Here is a 16267-nt window from a genome sequence, read left to right as displayed (position 1 = left end):
ATGCAGATCAGGTACAGGGGGAATGAACGATGTATTTTGTAGACCGGGAGAAAATTGAAGCCCAACTGGCTTATATAGAGTCTTTGTATGAAGCTGTCACGTCTTTTCAATCGATGGGGGACATGATCCAGCGCCTCGCTTTGGAAAGACTGGCACAAGGATGGATTGAAGCGATTATTGATACGGGAAACCAGATGATAGACGGATTTATTATGAGGGATCCGGGGAGCTATGAAGATATCCTCGCAATTCTGGAAGACGAAAAGGTGATCCCGGACGAAGTATTTGCAGGTCTCACCCGATTAATTAAATTGAGAAAAACATTAACCCGCGACTATATGGAAATAGACCATGATGTATTATGGAAAAATGTCCAGTCGGAAGCGGAATACGTAAAGCAGTTTCCGGACTGCGTGCGCACGTATATTGAAAAAGAACTTGGACCGGTGTCCGCATTTCTGCCGGAAAATAAACAGGATAACAACTAGGAGAGGTACAAAATGAAACCTTACGAAGGATATATGCTCGATTTGGATGGAACAGTATATAGAGGAAAAGAGCCGATACCGGAAGCTATAGCTTTTATTCATCAATTAAAAGAGGCCGGTCTTCCTTATTTATTCATAACAAACAATTCCTCTGCCACACCTGAAGAGGTCAGTCTTAAGCTCCAGGCATTTAATGTTCCGGCAGAACCCGCCCAGATCTGGACAACAGCTCTTGCGGCTGCAGCCTATGTGAAAGCTGGACCAGCTCCGCACACAGCCTACATTATCGGTGAAACCGGGCTGCTTCGTGCGATGGAAGAGGCTGGTGTCGAATATACAGAAGAGAACCCGGCCTATGTAGTGATGGGAATAGACCGCGGCATCACTTATGAAAAACTGGCTAAAGCAGCGCTTGCGGTAAGGAATGGAGCTGTCTTTATTTCCACGAACAGTGATAAAGCTCTTCCTACGGAAAGAGGATTTCTTCCGGGGAACGGGGCACTTACCTCTGTTGTACAGACAGCGACCGGACAGGATCCGGTCTTTATCGGCAAACCGGAACAAGTTATTATAGAGCAGGCCCTTTATATACTCGGCACGCCGCTCGAAAAAACGGTGCTGATTGGTGACAATTATGATACAGATATTTTAGCAGGCATCCGCACCGGTATGGATACGATTCATGTGCAGACAGGCATTACGAGCCTCGAGGAAATCGAGCAGAAGCCGGTGCTGCCTTCGTACAGTATACAAAGTATGGCAGACTGGACACTTATGAAGGAAAACGAAGAAAAAAAGCAGCAAAAAGTAGTATAGTAATGTCCTTTATAAAAAGACATGTTTCCCCCTTGTAAACATGCAGGGTAATTCGTTACAATGGACAATATACCTTTAAGTAAAGAGAGAATGAAGCAGTCAGTGGTGAGGAGTGGAGAGAATGAGCAGGGATATACAAATTGGATTACTCGGATCAGGAACCGTTGGAACAGGGGTCCTGCAGATTATTAGAGACCATCAGAAGGATTTAGCGCATCAGGTGGGTTCCGGTATTCAGGTAAAGAAAGTACTTGTCCGGGACATGAATAAATACCAGGATATTGAAAATGCAGGAGAGCTTCTCACAGATAAAGTAGAAGACATTCTGCAGGATGACGATATTAAAGTGGTAATTGAGGTAATGGGCGGAATTGATGAAGCAAAAGACTATATCATCCGGGCACTGAAAAACAAAAAAAATGTAGTCACAGCAAATAAAGATCTGATTGCCCTTCACGGAGCAGAGCTTGTGAAAATTGCTTCAGAAAACAGCTGTGACTTATTCTATGAAGCGAGTGTAGCGGGTGGAATCCCGATTATACGCGGCCTTACCGAAGGACTTTCCTCCGACCGGATTTCGCAGATGATGGGGATTGTAAACGGAACAACGAATTATATTTTAACAAAAATGAGCCAGGACGGACGGGCTTATGATGACGTATTAGCGGAAGCACAGGCACTTGGATTCGCTGAAAGCGACCCAACGTCGGACGTAGAAGGTCTTGATGCAGCACGCAAAATGGCTATTCTTGCTTCCCTTGGTTTTTCTATGGATGTAGAGCTTGAAGATGTAGATGTCCGGGGTATTACGACCGTGACCATTGATGATATTAAATATGCCGAGCAGATGGGCTATGCATTAAAGCTGATCGGCCTTGCCAAACGGGACGGCGACCGGATTGAATTAACGGTGCAGCCGATGCTCCTTCCCGCCAAGCACCCATTGTCTTCGGTACATGATGAATACAATGCAGTGTATGTTTATGGCGACGCGATTGGCGAAACGATGTTTTACGGACCGGGCGCCGGCTCCCTGCCGACGGCAACAGCTGTCGTTTCCGATCTGGTGACGGTAGTGAAAAATATGAAGCTTGGCGTCAGCGGCAGAAGCATTGTTCCGCCGTTGTATCATAAACAAATGAAAACCCATGATGAAGTGCAGTCCAAATACTTTATCCGCCTTCACGTGAAAGATCAAACGGGAACGTTTGCGGCACTGACTTCTGTATTTGCCAAAGAAAATGTAAGCTTTGAGAAATTAATGCAGTGGCCGATTGAACATCAGATCGCGGAAGTAGCCGTTATCACGCATACAACGACTAAGTCGGTATACGAAAGAATTTTTGCAGAACTGGAAAAAATGGACGTTGTTGTGGCAGTCAAAAGCAGCTATCGTGTCGAGGGAGGAAACGCAGAATGAGCAGTTGGAAAGGCCTTTTGGAAACGTACAAAGAATTTTTACCGATAACAGATGAAACACCTATTTTATCTTTAAGAGAGGGAAATACTCCTCTAATCCCGCTTGAAAAGCTCTCCAAAGAGTGGGGCGTGGATATTCATGTCAAAACAGAGGGCACCAACCCGACCGGTTCGTTTAAAGACCGCGGCATGGTAATGGCTGTAGCGAAAGCAAAAGAAGAAGGCAGTAAAGCAATTATCTGTGCTTCCACAGGCAATACGTCAGCAGCAGCAGCAGCCTACGGGGCCCGTGCAGGTCTTCGCTGTATCGTTGTTATTCCTGAAGGCAAAATTGCGCTTGGAAAGCTGGCGCAGGCTGTTATGTATGGAGCCGAAGTGTTTGAAATCCAGGGGAACTTCGACAATGCCCTTGAGATTGTAAAGCTGATCAGCGAAAAAGAACCAATCACCCTCGTTAATTCGGTGAATCCGTACCGCATTGAAGGCCAGAAAACCGCTGCATTTGAAGTGTGTGAGCAGCTTGGACGCGCGCCTGACGTACTTTCGATACCAGTCGGAAATGCCGGCAACATCACAGCGTACTGGAAGGGGTTTAAGGAATATCATGAAAGAAACGGTACCGGTCTTCCGCAGATGCGCGGTTTTGAAGCAGAAGGATCAGCCGCTATTGTAAGAAATGAGATTATTGAAGAGCCGGAAACGATTGCTACGGCGATCCGTATCGGCAATCCAGCGAGCTGGACGAAAGCTGTAACGGCAGTCAATCAATCCAACGGAAAAATTGATATGGTCACAGACGAAGAAATCCTCGAGGCATACCAGCTGCTAGCCCAGACCGAAGGTGTCTTTGCAGAACCTGCTTCATGCGCTTCAGTAGCCGGTTTGAAAAAGCAGATCGAAAGCGGGGAAATTGCTAAAGGGTCCACCGTAGTCTGCGTGCTGACTGGAAACGGACTGAAAGACCCAAGCACAGCTATCGATACGATTACGGTTAAGCCTACTGTGCTGCCAAACAGCCGGGAGGCCTTCCTCGAACAAATAAAAGGAGGTGTCGTGAGTGAGGGGTGAAAAGTTGGTCGTCACTGTACCAGCAAGCTCCGCTAACCTGGGGCCGGGCTTTGACTCCATCGGCCTGGCGGTTGATCGTTATTTAACAATGGAGGTCACGCTTGCTGAAGAATGGTCTTTTACCTCGGATTCAGCTGAATTAGAAGGTATTCCTTCCGGAAAAGACAACCTTATCTATATTGTTGCAGAGACGCTGGCAAAGGAGCTCAACAAAGAGCTTCCTGCCTGCCATGTGCATATGACGACCAATATCCCGCTTGCAAGAGGTCTCGGAAGCAGTGCAGCGGCGATCATTGCCGGCATCGAAATGACTGATCAGATAACATCTGCAGATATGACGAAAGAAGAAAAAATGAGGTTCGCAAGTATTTGGGAAGGGCATCCGGATAATGTAGGGCCCTGCCTTTACGGCGGCCTTATTATTGGCGCCCATAGCATAGATGCAACAAGCATGGTTCATGCCGGTGTACCGGATATTGATATTGTTATTGCGGTGCCGGAGCAGGAGCTGATGACTAAAAAAGCCCGGGGGATTCTGCCAGCGCAGCTTCCGTACAAAGAGGCAATTAAAGGCAGTGCGGTAAGCAATGTCCTGACTGCCGCTATCCTGACCGGCAACTGGGAACTTGTCGGCGATATGATGGTGCGTGACGTATTCCACCATCCTTACCGTGCCGGTCTCGTTCCCGGCCTGATGGACATTATGCAGGAGGCAAAAGCCTACGGTGCTCACGGTGCTGCATTAAGCGGTGCCGGCCCCACTGTATTATGCATTGTCCCTAAAGGAGACGGAGAAAAAGTAAGGGAAAAAATCCAGATTGATTATCCTGCTTTTGACGTGCAGATCGCAGCGCCGGATCATAAGGGATCACAGGTATACTACGTAAAATTAGACGCAGGAGTGGAAATTCCCTCCTAACGAAAAAGAGTACGCTCCCGGCAGGGAGCGTACTCTTTTGATTCGTATGAATTACTATCCGTATGAAGGAGTGCTTAAAATACCTGCTCTATTTCAACAACGCCCGGTACTTCTTCTAAAAGGGCGCGCTCGATTCCTGCTTTAAGAGTAATCGTTGAAGAAGGGCAAGATCCGCATGCTCCCATTAGGCGGACTTTTACAATACCGTCCTCAATATCTACGAGCTCAACGTCACCGCCGTCGCGAAGTAGAAATGGGCGCAGCTTGTCTAATACTTCTAGTACCTGTCCGTTCATATCTTCAGTAGTTTGTGGCATGATGTATCTCTCCTTTCTTTGCCTTTATTATAGTACCTCTTGTAAAGATAGTCTATAATTAAAGGAACTTAAGTTATATTCTACTATGAATTGCTTTTCTATGACAACTAATGCGAAGCATTCTCACTACTATTTTCTAAATAACTTTAAAAAACACCGTTATGCCGGGCTTTGCGCAGAAAAAAAGAAAGAAGGGATCAACTATGAATCAACCCATTACAATAAAAGTGTACGGGTCAGAGGAAAAATGCTCCGGATGCGTACAGCTTCCTTCAAGCATCGAAACAAAAGAATGGCTGGAAGCGGCGCTGCAGAGAAAATATCCGGATAAACCGCTGGATGTCGTCTATGTCGATATGCATCAGCCAAACGGAAAAGAAGAAGAGGAAACGGCCCGGGATATAATAGAGAATAATAGAATTTATCCGCTCGTACTGGTAAACGGCGATATTATTGCAGAGGGTAATCCAAGGCTGAAAAAAGTGTATGAATATATTGAAAAGCTCCCTTCCTGAGAAGAGAGCTTTTTTAAACATTTATACGCCGTTATGGTTTTTATACATCCAAAGAACGCCGCTTTTCAGCATACGGGCGACACGGCCTGTAACAGCAGCTTTTTCACCCATCATACCAAAGCCGTGCTTTTTACCGAGGGAACCGAGTACGCCCTTTAATTTGATTTCAGGCAGCGTCTCCGGGATGGATTCACCCTTCCATCTCTTTTTAAGAACCATCGCAATCTGTTCTGCCTGGCCTTCAGCTAGCTGGGCACTCGGCGCGTGAGGAAGGCTGGCACAGTCGCCGACCACGAAGACGTTTTTGTTGTCCGGCAGGTGGTGTGGGGCGTTAGTATAACGCGGCCTCTTGGGTCTTTTTCCACGTCCATATCCCGGACTACTTTGTTGGCTGAATGCCGGCCGTCCAGATAATTACATCGGACTCCAGTGGTTCCCCGTGGTTGTAAATCGTATGCTCATCCACCTGGGTAATGTCGGAGTTACTGATTACCTCTACCTGATGGTCTTCAAACCATTTTTGTACGTATTTGCTCAGACGATTTGGGAACATCGGCAGAATGGTATCACCGCGGTCAAACAAGCGTATTCTTAAATCAGAACGGCTTTCACGGAGTTCGCTGGCGAGTTCCACTCCGCTCAGTCCCGCCCCAACAATGGAGACGCTGGAGTTTGCGGGAAGGCTGTTAAGCACCTGATAGCTTTTCCGGGTCGCCTCCATTGTCTGGATGCTGTACGTGTGCTCCGCAGCGCCCGGTACTTCATGAAATTTATCTTCACAGCCAAGACCTACAATCAGACTGTCAAAGGCTACCGGGTTTTCCCCTTTCATATGAACAAGATTACTGTCCATATCAACGCGGTCAATGGTGCCAAACTGGAGGCGGAGCTGTTTGTGGGTAGGGAAAGGAACCCTTACCTGATGGTCTGATTCTGTGCCGGCGGCAAGGGCATAGTATTCGGTTTTCATACAGTGGTAAGGAAGTTTATCTATAAGCACAATTTCGACGTCAGCTGGAAGATCGTTGGTGAGCAGGCGCTGCAGCAGGCGCAGGCCGCCGTACCCTCCGCCTAGTATAACAACTCTTTTCATTGTTTCATGTCCCCTTTTTGTAGTGATGCTATGGAGGCTTGTATACATCATAGCCATCATTTCTTCTATAAATTCCTCCCGGTTAACAGCAGTGCTCGTTGCCAGCAGGTAATGAAAATGACTGTTCATAATATGGCTCCATGCAGGAATATCGAGGTGAGGCTTTATTTCTCCCCGCTGTTCACTGTCATAAAGAAGCTGCTCCCAGTGGCTGCGCAGCAGCACTTCATGCTCGACAACGTGCTGCCACACTTTTCTTGTCAGCTGCGGATTCAGCTGGTATTCTCCAAGAAAGTAGCTGACGTAGGCGCGGATTCTCGAAAATAGTGCAAGACGCTGCAGTGCATATTTATCGATATAGGATTCTACTTGGTGAAGCCTGTCTTCTGCCAGAGACTGCATGATCGATTCTTTCGTAGGGAAGTAATTAAAAAAAGTTCCTTTTGCTACGTTGGCAGCTTCGGTTATTTCCTGGACAGTCGTATCATCAAATCCTTTTTCCCGAAAGAGATAAAGCGCTTCCGAAAGAATTTTCTGTTTTGTACGTTCTTTTTTCTGCATTCTATTCATAACTCGACCTCTCCGTTGCTTCAAAGGATACTTTGTATCAAAAGTGACCCTGGTCAATTTTATTATAAAGATTTTAGATCGACATTACAACAACTGGAAAATAGTCAGAAAACTTATAATGAAGAAATAAATAGAGTAGATACGTTGACGGTTGGAAGCATAGAACGGTAGGATAATTGCAGAGCTGAAAAGAGGGTGGGAAAGCAAATGAGACCAATTATAGAATTTTGCCTGAGTAATCTGGCCAGCGGATCCCAGGCAGCCATGGAAAAACTGGAAAGAGATCCTAACTTTGATATCATCGAATACGGCTGTCTTGGAAACTGCGGCTTATGTGCGGATACAAACTATGCGCTGGTTAATGGGGAAGTCGTTGAAGGAGAAACCCCTGATGAACTGGTCGATAATATATATCAGTATTTAGAAGAAAATCCAATGTTTTAACTGGAAGGGGATGCAGGTATGGTATTTCTAACGTTTGAAAATACATGGCCATATGAAAAGATGGGAAACGACATTTACGTGCAGGAATGCCCTTACTGCGGAGAAGAGAACGTGCTGACTCACTTGACCAGGGATAATCTGCAGAGAGCAAAAGAGGAAATAAAAACACCGCTTATTATGCCGTGCTGTTTCACGCGGATGGTCATTATACAAGCAGACGAAGATTACTTTTGGACAGAGGATAAATTGAGGGGAGCAGGACGATGAAGTTTACAAAAATGCATGGGTTGGGAAACAGCTATATTTATATTGATTTATTTGAAGAGGAACTGGAAGAAAAAAGCCTGGGCGAACTTGCCGTTTACGTCTCCGACAAAAACAGGGGAATAGGGGCGGACGGATTAATTCTTATTGAACCGTCCCGGACAGAAGATGCCCGGATGAGAATATTCAATGCGGACGGCTCAGAAGCGATGACATGCGGAAACGGCCTGCGCTGCACAGCGAAGTACGTATTCGAAAAAAAGTATGTAGAAAACGAACGGTTTACGATTGAAACAAAGGGCGGCACCGTAAAAGCAACGGTACATCCGGATCATTCCAAATCCATCGTCGATATGGTTACTATTGATATGGGAGAACCGCGCCTTGCAAAGAAGAGTATTCCAATGATATCCGGTGATCCGGATAGTGAAGCGGTTCGTGAAATGCTGGAAGCAGGCGGCACAAGCTTTGAAATAACAGCACTATCGATGGGGAACCCGCATGCCGTTCTGTTTGTAGAGGATACGACGGAAGCACCTGTTCATACGCTGGGTCCTCTTCTGGAAAAGCATGAAGTGTTTCCAGAGCGTGCTAATATTGAATTTGTTCATGTTGTATCTGAGACAGAAATGAATTTTCGCGTATGGGAGCGAGGCACCGGCGAAACACAGGCATGTGGCACAGGAGCCTGCGCGGCTGTTGCAGCAGCTGTTTTAAACGGAAAAATGCAGAAAAACAAAGAAATTACTGTACACCTGCCCGGTGGTGATTTATTTATTACATGGCAGAAAGACGGACACATCTCTATGAATGGTGCAGCAGAAACGATATGTGAAGGCACATTAAAAAACAGACCCCGGTAGGGTCTGTTTTTTTGTAGATTAATATCTTTTAATTTCGTTGTAGAACGTGTCACGCTCAATTGGCTGCTTGTTCGCACCTTTGATCAGGTGAACTAATTCTTTTCTCGTTAATCCCTGTGAAGTAAGGGCACCAACAGAGTGGGAAATTCTTTCTTCAATAAGCGTGCCGTGAATATCATCCGACCCGAATGTGAGGGCCATCTGAGTAAGCTGCGGACCAATGTTAATCCAGTAGGCTTTAATATGGTCGAAATTATCAAGCATAAGACGGGATATAGCAATAGTACGCATATCGTCATAAGCAGACGTTCTCCGGTTCAGCCCGGCGCCGACATTACGCGGCTGCATCGCAAGCGGAATAAACACCATAAAGCCATTCGTTTTATCCTGAAGCTGGCGGAGCCGGTCCATATGGATTAAGCGTTCTTCAAATGTATCGATAGAGCCGTAAAGCATTGTAGCATGTGTTTTCATACCGAGATCGTGTGCAATTTCATGTGCTTCCAGCCATTCATCTGTAGAAGCCTTATCCGGGCTCATTTTAGCGCGGTAGCGTTCTGTAAGAATCTCAGCGCCGCCTCCTGGAAGAGTGTCCAGGCCGGCGTTCATGAGCTCCTGAAGCACTTCTCTCATGGAAAGGCCGGAAATTCTGGAAAAGAATTCGATTTCAGCGCCGGTATATGCTTTAATAGCGGCTGAAGGATAGTGCTTCTTAAGCGCACGAATTGTGTTTAAATAGTATTCAAATCCAACTTCTACATTATGTCCGCCGACGATATGAAATTCACGGATATTATCATTCCAGCGTTTTTCAACATACTCAAGAAGCTCATCCTCATGCATTGTATAGGCGCCTTCTTCACCGGGCTTTCGTTTGAACCCGCAGAAGCTGCAGCTCGCTTCACATACATTTGTTGGGTTAATGTACATATTTTCAATAAAATATACATTATTTCCATTTCTCTGCTCATTTACCTGATTTGCCAGCTGGGCTACGGTCAGCAGATCCGTTGTGTTGTATAAGTAAAGCCCGTCATCTATAGACAAGCGCTGTCCATGATTGACTTTTTCAATGATTTCTTTCATTCGTACGTCTGTGTTTAATGTTACAGGCACATCCATCATCCCTTTCTAACTCCCTGTATAAACTGTTGGTTCCTCTCGACTCTGGAAAAATAGACTATATAAAATGAAACAAGTTATCCTGCTAAAAAAATACATAATGTAGCTGCAATTTCCATTATACATCCTGGAAATAGTAAATTAAAGAGAACCGGTTTGAATATAAATTTAATCAAATAGTAATGATCTATTTATTGTTTTAAATTGGTAATTGACATATAATTGAAGAAATATATGGATAAGAAAAATTATTAAGTAAAAAGGAGGATCGTCGTGAAAATCACAGCAGAGCAAAATGAAAAAAGAATTGAAGAACTTCGTGTAAAAATGATGAATGCTGCTTCTACGTATGGATTCAGCCATCCGCTCGTTTATATTACAGCGAAAAGCTCGACAAACATCATAACATGCTTATGGAATTACATCCACCTGCTGCTGTTTCTCAAAAAGCGGCATCCTTTCAGATCATTTGAATTTACAGCCAATAGCATATATAATTTTCTTAAAGGACAGCAATTATTCCTTAAAGGAGGACATATCATGCTAAATATTACAGAACCAGCTGCTGCTCGTGTAAGAGAGATGATGCAGGAAGAAGAAGATACAAACCTTATGCTTCGTGTAGGCGTTAAAGGCGGAGGATGCAGCGGCCTTTCATATGGAATGGGATTTGATTCTGTTAAAGAAGAAGAGGACGACGTGCTCCAAATAAGTGGACTTGACGTTATTGTAGATAAAGAAAGCGCCCCGATTTTGGATGGAGTCGTGATTGACTACAAACAAAACATGATGGGCGGCGGATTTACTATCGACAATCCGAACGCGATCGCTTCCTGCGGCTGCGGATCATCATTCCGTACAGCAACGAAAGCCGGTACGCCGGAAGATTGTTAAACTTTCTCCAATAAGGGGCATTCAACCGCATTTATGCGGAAGATAAGCCTCTAAAAAAGCCCTCTTACCGGTAATCTACAGCCGGTAGGAGGGCTTTTTTTAATGGCCGTAATAAAAAGAAATTCAGGTATGTGCGTAACGGGAGGTAAACCCGGGGAACAGTATTACTGTGCCGTATAAAGAGGCATGCGTTCAGAGCGGTATACAATTCTGCCATCGCCTTCCTGAATGCCGGTAAGTTCGAGTTCATACACTATTTCATCTGTATCAGAAGCCAGTTCCACAATAACAGCCCGGTAGCTGTTTTCGAGTTCATTGTAACCAGACGTCAGCAGGCGGTTTCCGGTTTCATATAAATAATCAGCATCACCGACTACATTGGAAAAGAATTCTTTTCCGCGATCTTCACCGTAATTCCAAACGGTTTCCACCGTGCCGTCTGTTTCGTTGATCCGGTATTGAATACCCTGGCTGAAATCTCTGCTGATAGAGTCATTACCGCGGACGACTGCTGTATTGTTGTCAAATAAGAGAATATCTTTAGTGTCCGGGTCATCGTCCTGATCCGGAAGAATCATCGGGGCATGCTGGGCGCCCGGATACTTAATAGGATCTTCCACAGGCTCAAGTACTTTTTCCGACATGCTGTCCGGCCAGTTTTCCGGTGCTGCAAGAATCCAGTTAATATCCATATCCGGATACGTGAGGCTTAGAACCGCGCTTTGGTGACGTCCGGATACGAGGATACTTTCCGTTTCGGCATCATACCATACCGCATTTTGATGAAACCAGTCGCCTTCATTTTTATAGGGACCGGCATAATTTTCATAAACTTCGGCTGGGAAAGCATCCTTTAAATCAAGGGTTGCAACAGTTTCTCCGGTCGTGCGGTCAATTTCTACCATCGTATCTTCTACATAGGAATTACTGTTGTCATGTATGGTAACCAGGAGGTTATTGTTTGGCAGTTCAATCGCGTCATGATGAATAACGTTGTTGTCATCATAGTTGGGAACATTAATCTTATACTGATGCTGCACTTTTCCAAGCATATCTGTTTCAAGAAGATATTCATTTCGCTCATCCGCAGATTCGGACATCCCGCGGAGCAGATTTCCGTTAGCGAGCCGTTTAAAGGCAAATCCCCCGGTCCTCGATGAATACCAGCGTATATCCCCCTGCTCATCGACTCCATAAGGTTCTGTCACAGCAGTATTAATAAATGTAAGACCTGGTTCCATATCATCGGGAGAACTTTCTACTATTTGTCTATCATGGGCGGATTCGAGAGTCCCATCGCTTTCTATGGAAATCGTTTTTTCCTGAATAGTTCCCTGTTGGTTTTCAGCAGCAATAGTGACTTCATTATCGCTGTTGGGATAGAGGCCCAGCACAGGCACCTCGTGTTCCTGTGTATAAGAAGAATAAGTATGTGTAATGTCTTCTGCGCCTTCCCGGCTGGCAACCGTTACCGTAATCTGGCTCGGTTCCTCTGTGCGGAATTTCGCTAAAGCAGTTAACGGAGCTTCTCCGTAGGGATCCTCAATTACCATGGGATTGTCAAAAGAGTAGCTGCCGTTCATATATTCCTGCTGCCATTCTTTCTCCATTTCTTCTTGTTCTTCTATTAAATCGGTTTCGCTGTTCGTTGTAGAGGCACTTTGAAAAAGAGAAAAAGACACGGTCTGATTCGTTGTTTCTGCAATAATAATCCACCCTATGCCCAGCACAGCGATAAGTAAAGTCATTACTTTCAAAGAATAACCTCCCTATTTTATGTTTTTTTAAGATCTATATTATAAGTATAAGCAAAATATGTGTGTTTGAACACAAAGTATTCGCATTAGAGAACAGCCGAAAGCCGAATTTAAATACCGAAAAAGAAGTCAGAATTTATTGACATTTAATGCTGTGTAGCCTACTGTTTAAGCATACAGAGGGAGTGAACAGTCTATGGAAATAAACCAGATCACAGAAAACTTAAAATTGGAACATGCAGCCTGCAGCGCGAGTGAAGAAGAAGAAAAACAGAAACTGGATTATTTTATCAGCGGGTGCAGCCAGTTTATTAAGCCCCGCCTCAAAAGCGGAAGTATTTTAATTGAAACGTGGGACAGCAGAAAAGACGTTCTGGAAGTACTTGAATTCGAATCCGGTACAAGAGCATTAAGCAAATATACTATTGCATGTGAAAAAACCGCGCTTCCGCTGGTAGGAACGTATACGGTCAGCAGAAAAGTGCTCCCGGATCATTTATCTAAAGAAATGTATTATAAAGGACCGGAAATGAAAAATGAATATTACGACTGGGGTCAGAAATTATTCAGAGGGTTGTCGGTTGCTCATAAAGATAACGTCGAAATTGAAATCAAAGTAGATACAAATAATCCGTACAGCAGAGATGAAACAGCAAAGAGTGAATGGATAGAGCGGCTGGAGATTTTTTCGGACCAGCTCATATAACGAAAAAAAGCCCTCCGGCTGATAACACCGGAGGGCTTGATTTATGCTGTTTTTTAAAACATGTGGGAGCTGTGTCCCGGCTGAAGCTTCGCATCGGGGTCAAGGTATGCTTTCGCATTGTTGACGGCTGTCGGCGCTTCACCGAAGCCGGTGGCAATCAGCTTTACTTTACCGTCATACGTTGCCACATCACCCGCGGCATAGATGCCCGGAATGTTTGTTTCCATCCGGCTGTTTACCCGGATAGTATTCTTCTCAATATCAAGTCCCCATTCTTTAATAGGGCCGAGGGAAGAAACAAAGCCGTAGTTGACGATAAGCGAGTCGATATCAACGAGTAATTTTTCGTCTCCTTTTACTTCCTGGAGTTCTACCTGCTGAATCTTTGTACCGTCTCCGTGAATCGCTGTGACCTGGTAGGGGGTCATAACCTCTACATCAGACTGTTCAAGCTGCTCTACGCTGTGTTCGTGGGCGCGGAACTTAGCGCGGCGGTGCACAAGCTTTACCTCTGAAATAGGGTCAAGCATGTTTGCCCAGTCTACTGCGGAATCGCCGCCGCCGAGAATCATACTTTCTCGTCTGCGAATGTCTGCAGATCGTTTATAAAGTAGTGAGGTTTCCTTTTTCATAAGGATCTGCTCCGTCCACCTGAAGGCGGCGGGGCTGGAATGCACCGACGCCGGCGGTGATAATAATGGTCTTTGTATAGTGGATTTCTTTGTCTGTGTGCAGTTCATAATATCGTCATCTACTTTAATGACATTTTCCACCGATTGTTCCAATACGACCTTGGGACCAAACGGGGTCATCTGCTCAATAAGGTTGTCGACAAGTTCCTGTGCTCTGATTTTAGGGAAGCCTGCTACATCATATATATACTTTTCCGGATAAAGAGCAGACAGCTGTCCTCCGAGCTGGGGCATGCTTTCGATAATTTTACTTTTGACTGACGCATTCCCCCGTAGAATGCTGTAAAAAGACCGGTCGGCCCTCCGCCGATAATCGTTATATCATATATATCTTGCTCAAGTGCCACGTTATCTACCTCCAAATTATGCTGAGAAAACTACCTCTATTATACGCATATCAAGCCTTGTTTTAAAAGTCCTGCTTCTCATTCCGGATAAATGGAAGAAAAAACGCTGCAATAAAAAGAGTACAGACGCAAAAAAGGTTGAAATATGCGGGTAAAACCCATATCATTAATAATGAGATTTGTGAATATTTTACGACATTTTCATGCTTTTGTTATGATAAAGCCTGATCCTATAAACAACAAGAATATTTCTGCGTATTTGAACGTGAAATAGATCACAAACGCACGTATAAAAAATAAATTATATTCTCTAGGGAGTGACGCAACATGGCAGGAAAGCCAAATATTCTTATTTTAGGTGCAGGGTACGCCGGAATGGTTACGGCAGCGAAAATTTTTAAAAAAATTGACCAGAACCAGGCCAATGTAACATTAATCAGCAAGCATGACTATCATTATCAGACAACATGGCTGCATGAGCCGGCCGCCGGTACGATGCATCCTGATCGTACAAGAATGAATATTAAAGATGTGATCGATACTACGAAAATTAAATTTATTCAAGATGAAGTAGTAGAAATTAAGCCGGCTGAAAACAAAGTAGTGCTTAAAAATACCGGCAGCGCTGAATACGACTACATCGTTACGGGTCTTGGAGCTGTACCGGAGACATTCGGCGTAGAGGGCGTTTTTGAACACGCATACAGCAAGTGGACGCTTAATGGAGCCCGCCAGATCAAAGACCATATTGAATATATGTTCTCCAAATACAACAACGATTCAGAGCCTAAAGAAGCAGATTTATCGTTTGCTGTAGCAGGCGCTGGTTTTACCGGTATGGAATTTATCGGTGAGCTGAGCGAACGTATACCCGAACTCAGCAAAAAATACGATATCCCAATGAATAAAATAAAGATGTATGTTGTAGAAGCTGCCCCAACGGCTCTTCCTGGATTTGATCCGGAGCTTGTGGAGTATGCGATGAACCTGCTTGAAAACCGGGGAGTGGAATTTAAAATTAATACTCCGATTTCTGCGGTTACAGCAGAAGGTCTTGTGCTTAAAAACGGAGAAGAAGTTAAAGCGTCTACTGTAGTATGGGCTACCGGCGTCCGGGGCAATCCTGTTATTGAAAAGTCAGGATTTGAAAACATGCGCGGCCGTGTGAAAGTAGATAAAGATCTTCGTGCACCCGGCTACGAAAACGTGTTTATTATTGGAGACTGTTCACTTATAATTAATGAAGAAACAGAACGTCCGTATCCGCCAACGGCACAGATTGCCATGCAGCAGGCAGTGACAGTGGCCAATAATCTGAATGCATTAATTAACAATAAAGCGCTTGAAGAATTCAAGCCTGAGATTAAAGGTACCGTAGCCTCCCTTGGCGGCAAAGAAGCTATAGGCGTTATCGGAAAGCGTAAAGTATTCGGCACTTCCGCCAACTTTATGAAAAAAATGATTGATAATCGTTATTTATGGATATTGGGCGGACCAGGCCTCGTGCTGAAAAAAGGGAAAAACCCATTTTAAATACGAGTCAGGACAGAAAAGCTGGAAATATCGTTGAGACGGTATTTCCGGTTTTTCTCCGCTTGTGTAAGCGCGATCAATACAGGGGGTATAGAATATGACGGGAATCGGAAGCCTCCCGCAGCTGATTATTTCAATGATGCTGTTTTTGCTGCTGTTTTTTGGCATTGGTTTTCTGCTGAATATGATTTTACGATCGACGTGGGTAATGGCGATAGCATACCCGCTGATTGTGGTATGGATAGTGGACAGTTTGGGAATCTGGAGCTACTTCTCCGCGCCGGGCGCTTCTTTTTCCCAGCTTGGTGAACAGCTGCTGTCGCTACAGATTGTGGACTACTTGATTTTAACGAGCGGGTTTATAGGTGCAATAGTTGCAGGAATAGCTATTCGGATGCTGAGAGTCCGGGGATACCAGATGTTTTAAATTAAAAAAAGCC

The 16267-nt window shown here is 44.8% G+C and carries 17 protein-coding genes and 2 pseudogenes; 13 read left to right on the top strand and 6 right to left on the bottom strand.

The window, feature by feature from the left end:
- Nucleotides 1–29: 29 nt before the first annotated feature.
- From MMY81_RS15760 to thrB, 5 genes are all read left to right on the top strand, one after another.
- Entirely contained in the window at nucleotides 30–488 is a 459-nt protein-coding gene (locus MMY81_RS15760) for a DUF86 domain-containing protein (RefSeq protein WP_252313624.1), read from the top strand.
- A gap of 12 nt (nucleotides 489–500) precedes the next feature.
- Nucleotides 501–1304: a TIGR01457 family HAD-type hydrolase gene (locus MMY81_RS15755; RefSeq protein ID WP_252313623.1), complete on the top strand. Its 804-nt coding sequence runs from the start codon at nucleotides 501–503 to the stop codon at nucleotides 1302–1304.
- Between the two features lie 121 nt (nucleotides 1305–1425).
- Nucleotides 1426–2724 carry a homoserine dehydrogenase gene (locus MMY81_RS15750; protein ID WP_120194423.1) on the top strand — a complete coding sequence of 433 codons (1299 nt, stop codon included), beginning with the start codon at nucleotides 1426–1428 and terminating at the stop codon, nucleotides 2722–2724.
- Nucleotides 2721–3791, top strand: a complete 1071-nt coding sequence (thrC, locus tag MMY81_RS15745) for a threonine synthase (protein ID WP_252313622.1) — start codon at nucleotides 2721–2723, stop codon at nucleotides 3789–3791. Before MMY81_RS15750 ends, thrC begins: the two co-directional genes overlap by 4 nt.
- Complete coding sequence (gene thrB / locus MMY81_RS15740; protein WP_252313621.1) at nucleotides 3781–4710, top strand: homoserine kinase; 930 nt, start codon at nucleotides 3781–3783, stop codon at nucleotides 4708–4710. The genes thrC and thrB overlap by 11 nt, the downstream gene beginning before the upstream one ends.
- Nucleotides 4711–4784: 74 nt before the next feature.
- Here the strand turns inward: thrB and MMY81_RS15735 are convergent, their stop codons facing one another.
- Nucleotides 4785–5027, bottom strand: a complete 243-nt coding sequence (locus MMY81_RS15735; protein ID WP_120194420.1) for a NifU family protein — start codon at nucleotides 5025–5027, stop codon at nucleotides 4785–4787.
- A 203-nt stretch (nucleotides 5028–5230) separates the two neighbouring features.
- On the opposite strand from MMY81_RS15735, the gene MMY81_RS15730 reads away from it, so the two are divergent.
- Complete coding sequence (locus tag MMY81_RS15730; RefSeq protein WP_252313620.1) at nucleotides 5231–5542, top strand: DUF1462 family protein; 312 nt, start codon at nucleotides 5231–5233, stop codon at nucleotides 5540–5542.
- A gap of 21 nt (nucleotides 5543–5563) precedes the next feature.
- Here MMY81_RS15730 and MMY81_RS15725 read toward each other — a convergent pair.
- Both MMY81_RS15725 and MMY81_RS15720 read right to left on the bottom strand, forming a co-directional pair.
- Nucleotides 5564–6635: pseudogene (locus MMY81_RS15725) on the bottom strand (NAD(P)/FAD-dependent oxidoreductase).
- 456 nt (nucleotides 6636–7091) lie between these two features.
- Nucleotides 7092–7196: pseudogene (locus MMY81_RS15720) on the bottom strand (TetR/AcrR family transcriptional regulator); the annotation flags it as partial.
- Between the two features lie 216 nt (nucleotides 7197–7412).
- Here MMY81_RS15720 and MMY81_RS15715 point away from each other — a divergent pair.
- The 3 genes from MMY81_RS15715 to dapF are packed head-to-tail and all read left to right on the top strand — an operon-like array spanning nucleotide 7413 to nucleotide 8776.
- Nucleotides 7413–7649, top strand: coding sequence for a YuzB family protein (locus MMY81_RS15715; protein ID WP_120194417.1), 237 nt, complete (start codon nucleotides 7413–7415; stop codon nucleotides 7647–7649).
- An 18-nt stretch (nucleotides 7650–7667) separates the two neighbouring features.
- Entirely contained in the window at nucleotides 7668–7916 is a 249-nt protein-coding gene (locus MMY81_RS15710) for a hypothetical protein (RefSeq protein WP_120194416.1), read from the top strand.
- Nucleotides 7913–8776 carry a diaminopimelate epimerase gene (gene dapF / locus MMY81_RS15705; protein ID WP_252313619.1) on the top strand — a complete coding sequence of 288 codons (864 nt, stop codon included), beginning with the start codon at nucleotides 7913–7915 and terminating at the stop codon, nucleotides 8774–8776. Before MMY81_RS15710 ends, dapF begins: the two co-directional genes overlap by 4 nt.
- Nucleotides 8777–8794: 18 nt before the next feature.
- Here the strand turns inward: dapF and mqnE are convergent, their stop codons facing one another.
- Nucleotides 8795–9901 (bottom strand): aminofutalosine synthase MqnE, encoded by a 1107-nt coding sequence (gene mqnE, locus MMY81_RS15700; RefSeq protein ID WP_252313618.1) that lies wholly within the window; start codon nucleotides 9899–9901, stop codon nucleotides 8795–8797.
- Nucleotides 9902–10438: 537 nt separating this feature from the next.
- Between mqnE and MMY81_RS15695 the strand changes: the two genes are divergently transcribed.
- Nucleotides 10439–10792 carry a HesB/IscA family protein gene (locus tag MMY81_RS15695; protein WP_120194414.1) on the top strand — a complete coding sequence of 118 codons (354 nt, stop codon included), beginning with the start codon at nucleotides 10439–10441 and terminating at the stop codon, nucleotides 10790–10792.
- 164 nt (nucleotides 10793–10956) lie between these two features.
- Here the strand turns inward: MMY81_RS15695 and MMY81_RS15690 are convergent, their stop codons facing one another.
- Nucleotides 10957–12540 carry an aryl-sulfate sulfotransferase gene (locus tag MMY81_RS15690; RefSeq protein WP_252313649.1) on the bottom strand — a complete coding sequence of 528 codons (1584 nt, stop codon included), beginning with the start codon at nucleotides 12538–12540 and terminating at the stop codon, nucleotides 10957–10959.
- Between the two features lie 205 nt (nucleotides 12541–12745).
- Here MMY81_RS15690 and MMY81_RS15685 point away from each other — a divergent pair, with 205 nt between their 5' ends.
- A complete protein-coding gene (locus MMY81_RS15685; RefSeq protein WP_120194412.1) occupies nucleotides 12746–13255 on the top strand; it encodes a hypothetical protein in 510 nt (169 codons plus the stop codon).
- A gap of 53 nt (nucleotides 13256–13308) precedes the next feature.
- On the opposite strand, the gene MMY81_RS15680 is transcribed toward MMY81_RS15685, so the two are convergent.
- Nucleotides 13309–14181, bottom strand: a complete 873-nt coding sequence (locus MMY81_RS15680; RefSeq protein ID WP_252313617.1) for an NAD(P)/FAD-dependent oxidoreductase — start codon at nucleotides 14179–14181, stop codon at nucleotides 13309–13311.
- Nucleotides 14182–14621: 440 nt separating this feature from the next.
- Here MMY81_RS15680 and MMY81_RS15675 point away from each other — a divergent pair, with 440 nt between their 5' ends.
- Together MMY81_RS15675 and MMY81_RS15670 are read left to right on the top strand one after the other, a co-directional pair.
- On the top strand, nucleotides 14622–15827 hold the full coding sequence (locus MMY81_RS15675; protein ID WP_252313616.1) for an NAD(P)/FAD-dependent oxidoreductase: 1206 nt from the start codon (nucleotides 14622–14624) through the stop codon (nucleotides 15825–15827).
- Between the two features lie 97 nt (nucleotides 15828–15924).
- Nucleotides 15925–16254 (top strand): YuiB family protein, encoded by a 330-nt coding sequence (locus MMY81_RS15670; protein WP_120194409.1) that lies wholly within the window; start codon nucleotides 15925–15927, stop codon nucleotides 16252–16254.
- Nucleotides 16255–16267 lie beyond the last annotated feature (13 nt).

The sequence above is a fragment of the Sinobaca sp. H24 genome (assembly GCF_023845525.1).
Note: the sequence above shows the minus strand (reverse complement) of the source record. Positions and strands in the feature narration are given on the sequence as shown.

Bases quoted from the DNA above. Each gene is read 5' to 3' on its own strand.
- MMY81_RS15750 (WP_120194423.1), top strand. From the start codon at position 1,426: ATGAGCAGGGATATACAAATTGGATTACTCGGATCAGGAACCGTTGGA.
- mqnE (WP_252313618.1), bottom strand. From the start codon at position 9,901: ATGATGGATGTGCCTGTAACATTAAACACAGACGTACGAATGAAAGAA.
- MMY81_RS15710 (WP_120194416.1), top strand. From the start codon at position 7,668: ATGGTATTTCTAACGTTTGAAAATACATGGCCATATGAAAAGATGGGA.
- MMY81_RS15690 (WP_252313649.1), bottom strand. From the start codon at position 12,540: ATGACTTTACTTATCGCTGTGCTGGGCATAGGGTGGATTATTATTGCA.
- thrC (WP_252313622.1), top strand. From the start codon at position 2,721: ATGAGCAGTTGGAAAGGCCTTTTGGAAACGTACAAAGAATTTTTACCG.
- MMY81_RS15670 (WP_120194409.1), top strand. From the start codon at position 15,925: ATGACGGGAATCGGAAGCCTCCCGCAGCTGATTATTTCAATGATGCTG.
- MMY81_RS15760 (WP_252313624.1), top strand. From the start codon at position 30: ATGTATTTTGTAGACCGGGAGAAAATTGAAGCCCAACTGGCTTATATA.
- dapF (WP_252313619.1), top strand. From the start codon at position 7,913: ATGAAGTTTACAAAAATGCATGGGTTGGGAAACAGCTATATTTATATT.
- MMY81_RS15695 (WP_120194414.1), top strand. From the start codon at position 10,439: ATGCTAAATATTACAGAACCAGCTGCTGCTCGTGTAAGAGAGATGATG.
- MMY81_RS15735 (WP_120194420.1), bottom strand. From the start codon at position 5,027: ATGCCACAAACTACTGAAGATATGAACGGACAGGTACTAGAAGTATTA.
- MMY81_RS15715 (WP_120194417.1), top strand. From the start codon at position 7,413: ATGAGACCAATTATAGAATTTTGCCTGAGTAATCTGGCCAGCGGATCC.
- MMY81_RS15730 (WP_252313620.1), top strand. From the start codon at position 5,231: ATGAATCAACCCATTACAATAAAAGTGTACGGGTCAGAGGAAAAATGC.
- MMY81_RS15755 (WP_252313623.1), top strand. From the start codon at position 501: ATGAAACCTTACGAAGGATATATGCTCGATTTGGATGGAACAGTATAT.
- MMY81_RS15685 (WP_120194412.1), top strand. From the start codon at position 12,746: ATGGAAATAAACCAGATCACAGAAAACTTAAAATTGGAACATGCAGCC.
- MMY81_RS15675 (WP_252313616.1), top strand. From the start codon at position 14,622: ATGGCAGGAAAGCCAAATATTCTTATTTTAGGTGCAGGGTACGCCGGA.
- MMY81_RS15680 (WP_252313617.1), bottom strand. From the start codon at position 14,181: ATGCCCCAGCTCGGAGGACAGCTGTCTGCTCTTTATCCGGAAAAGTAT.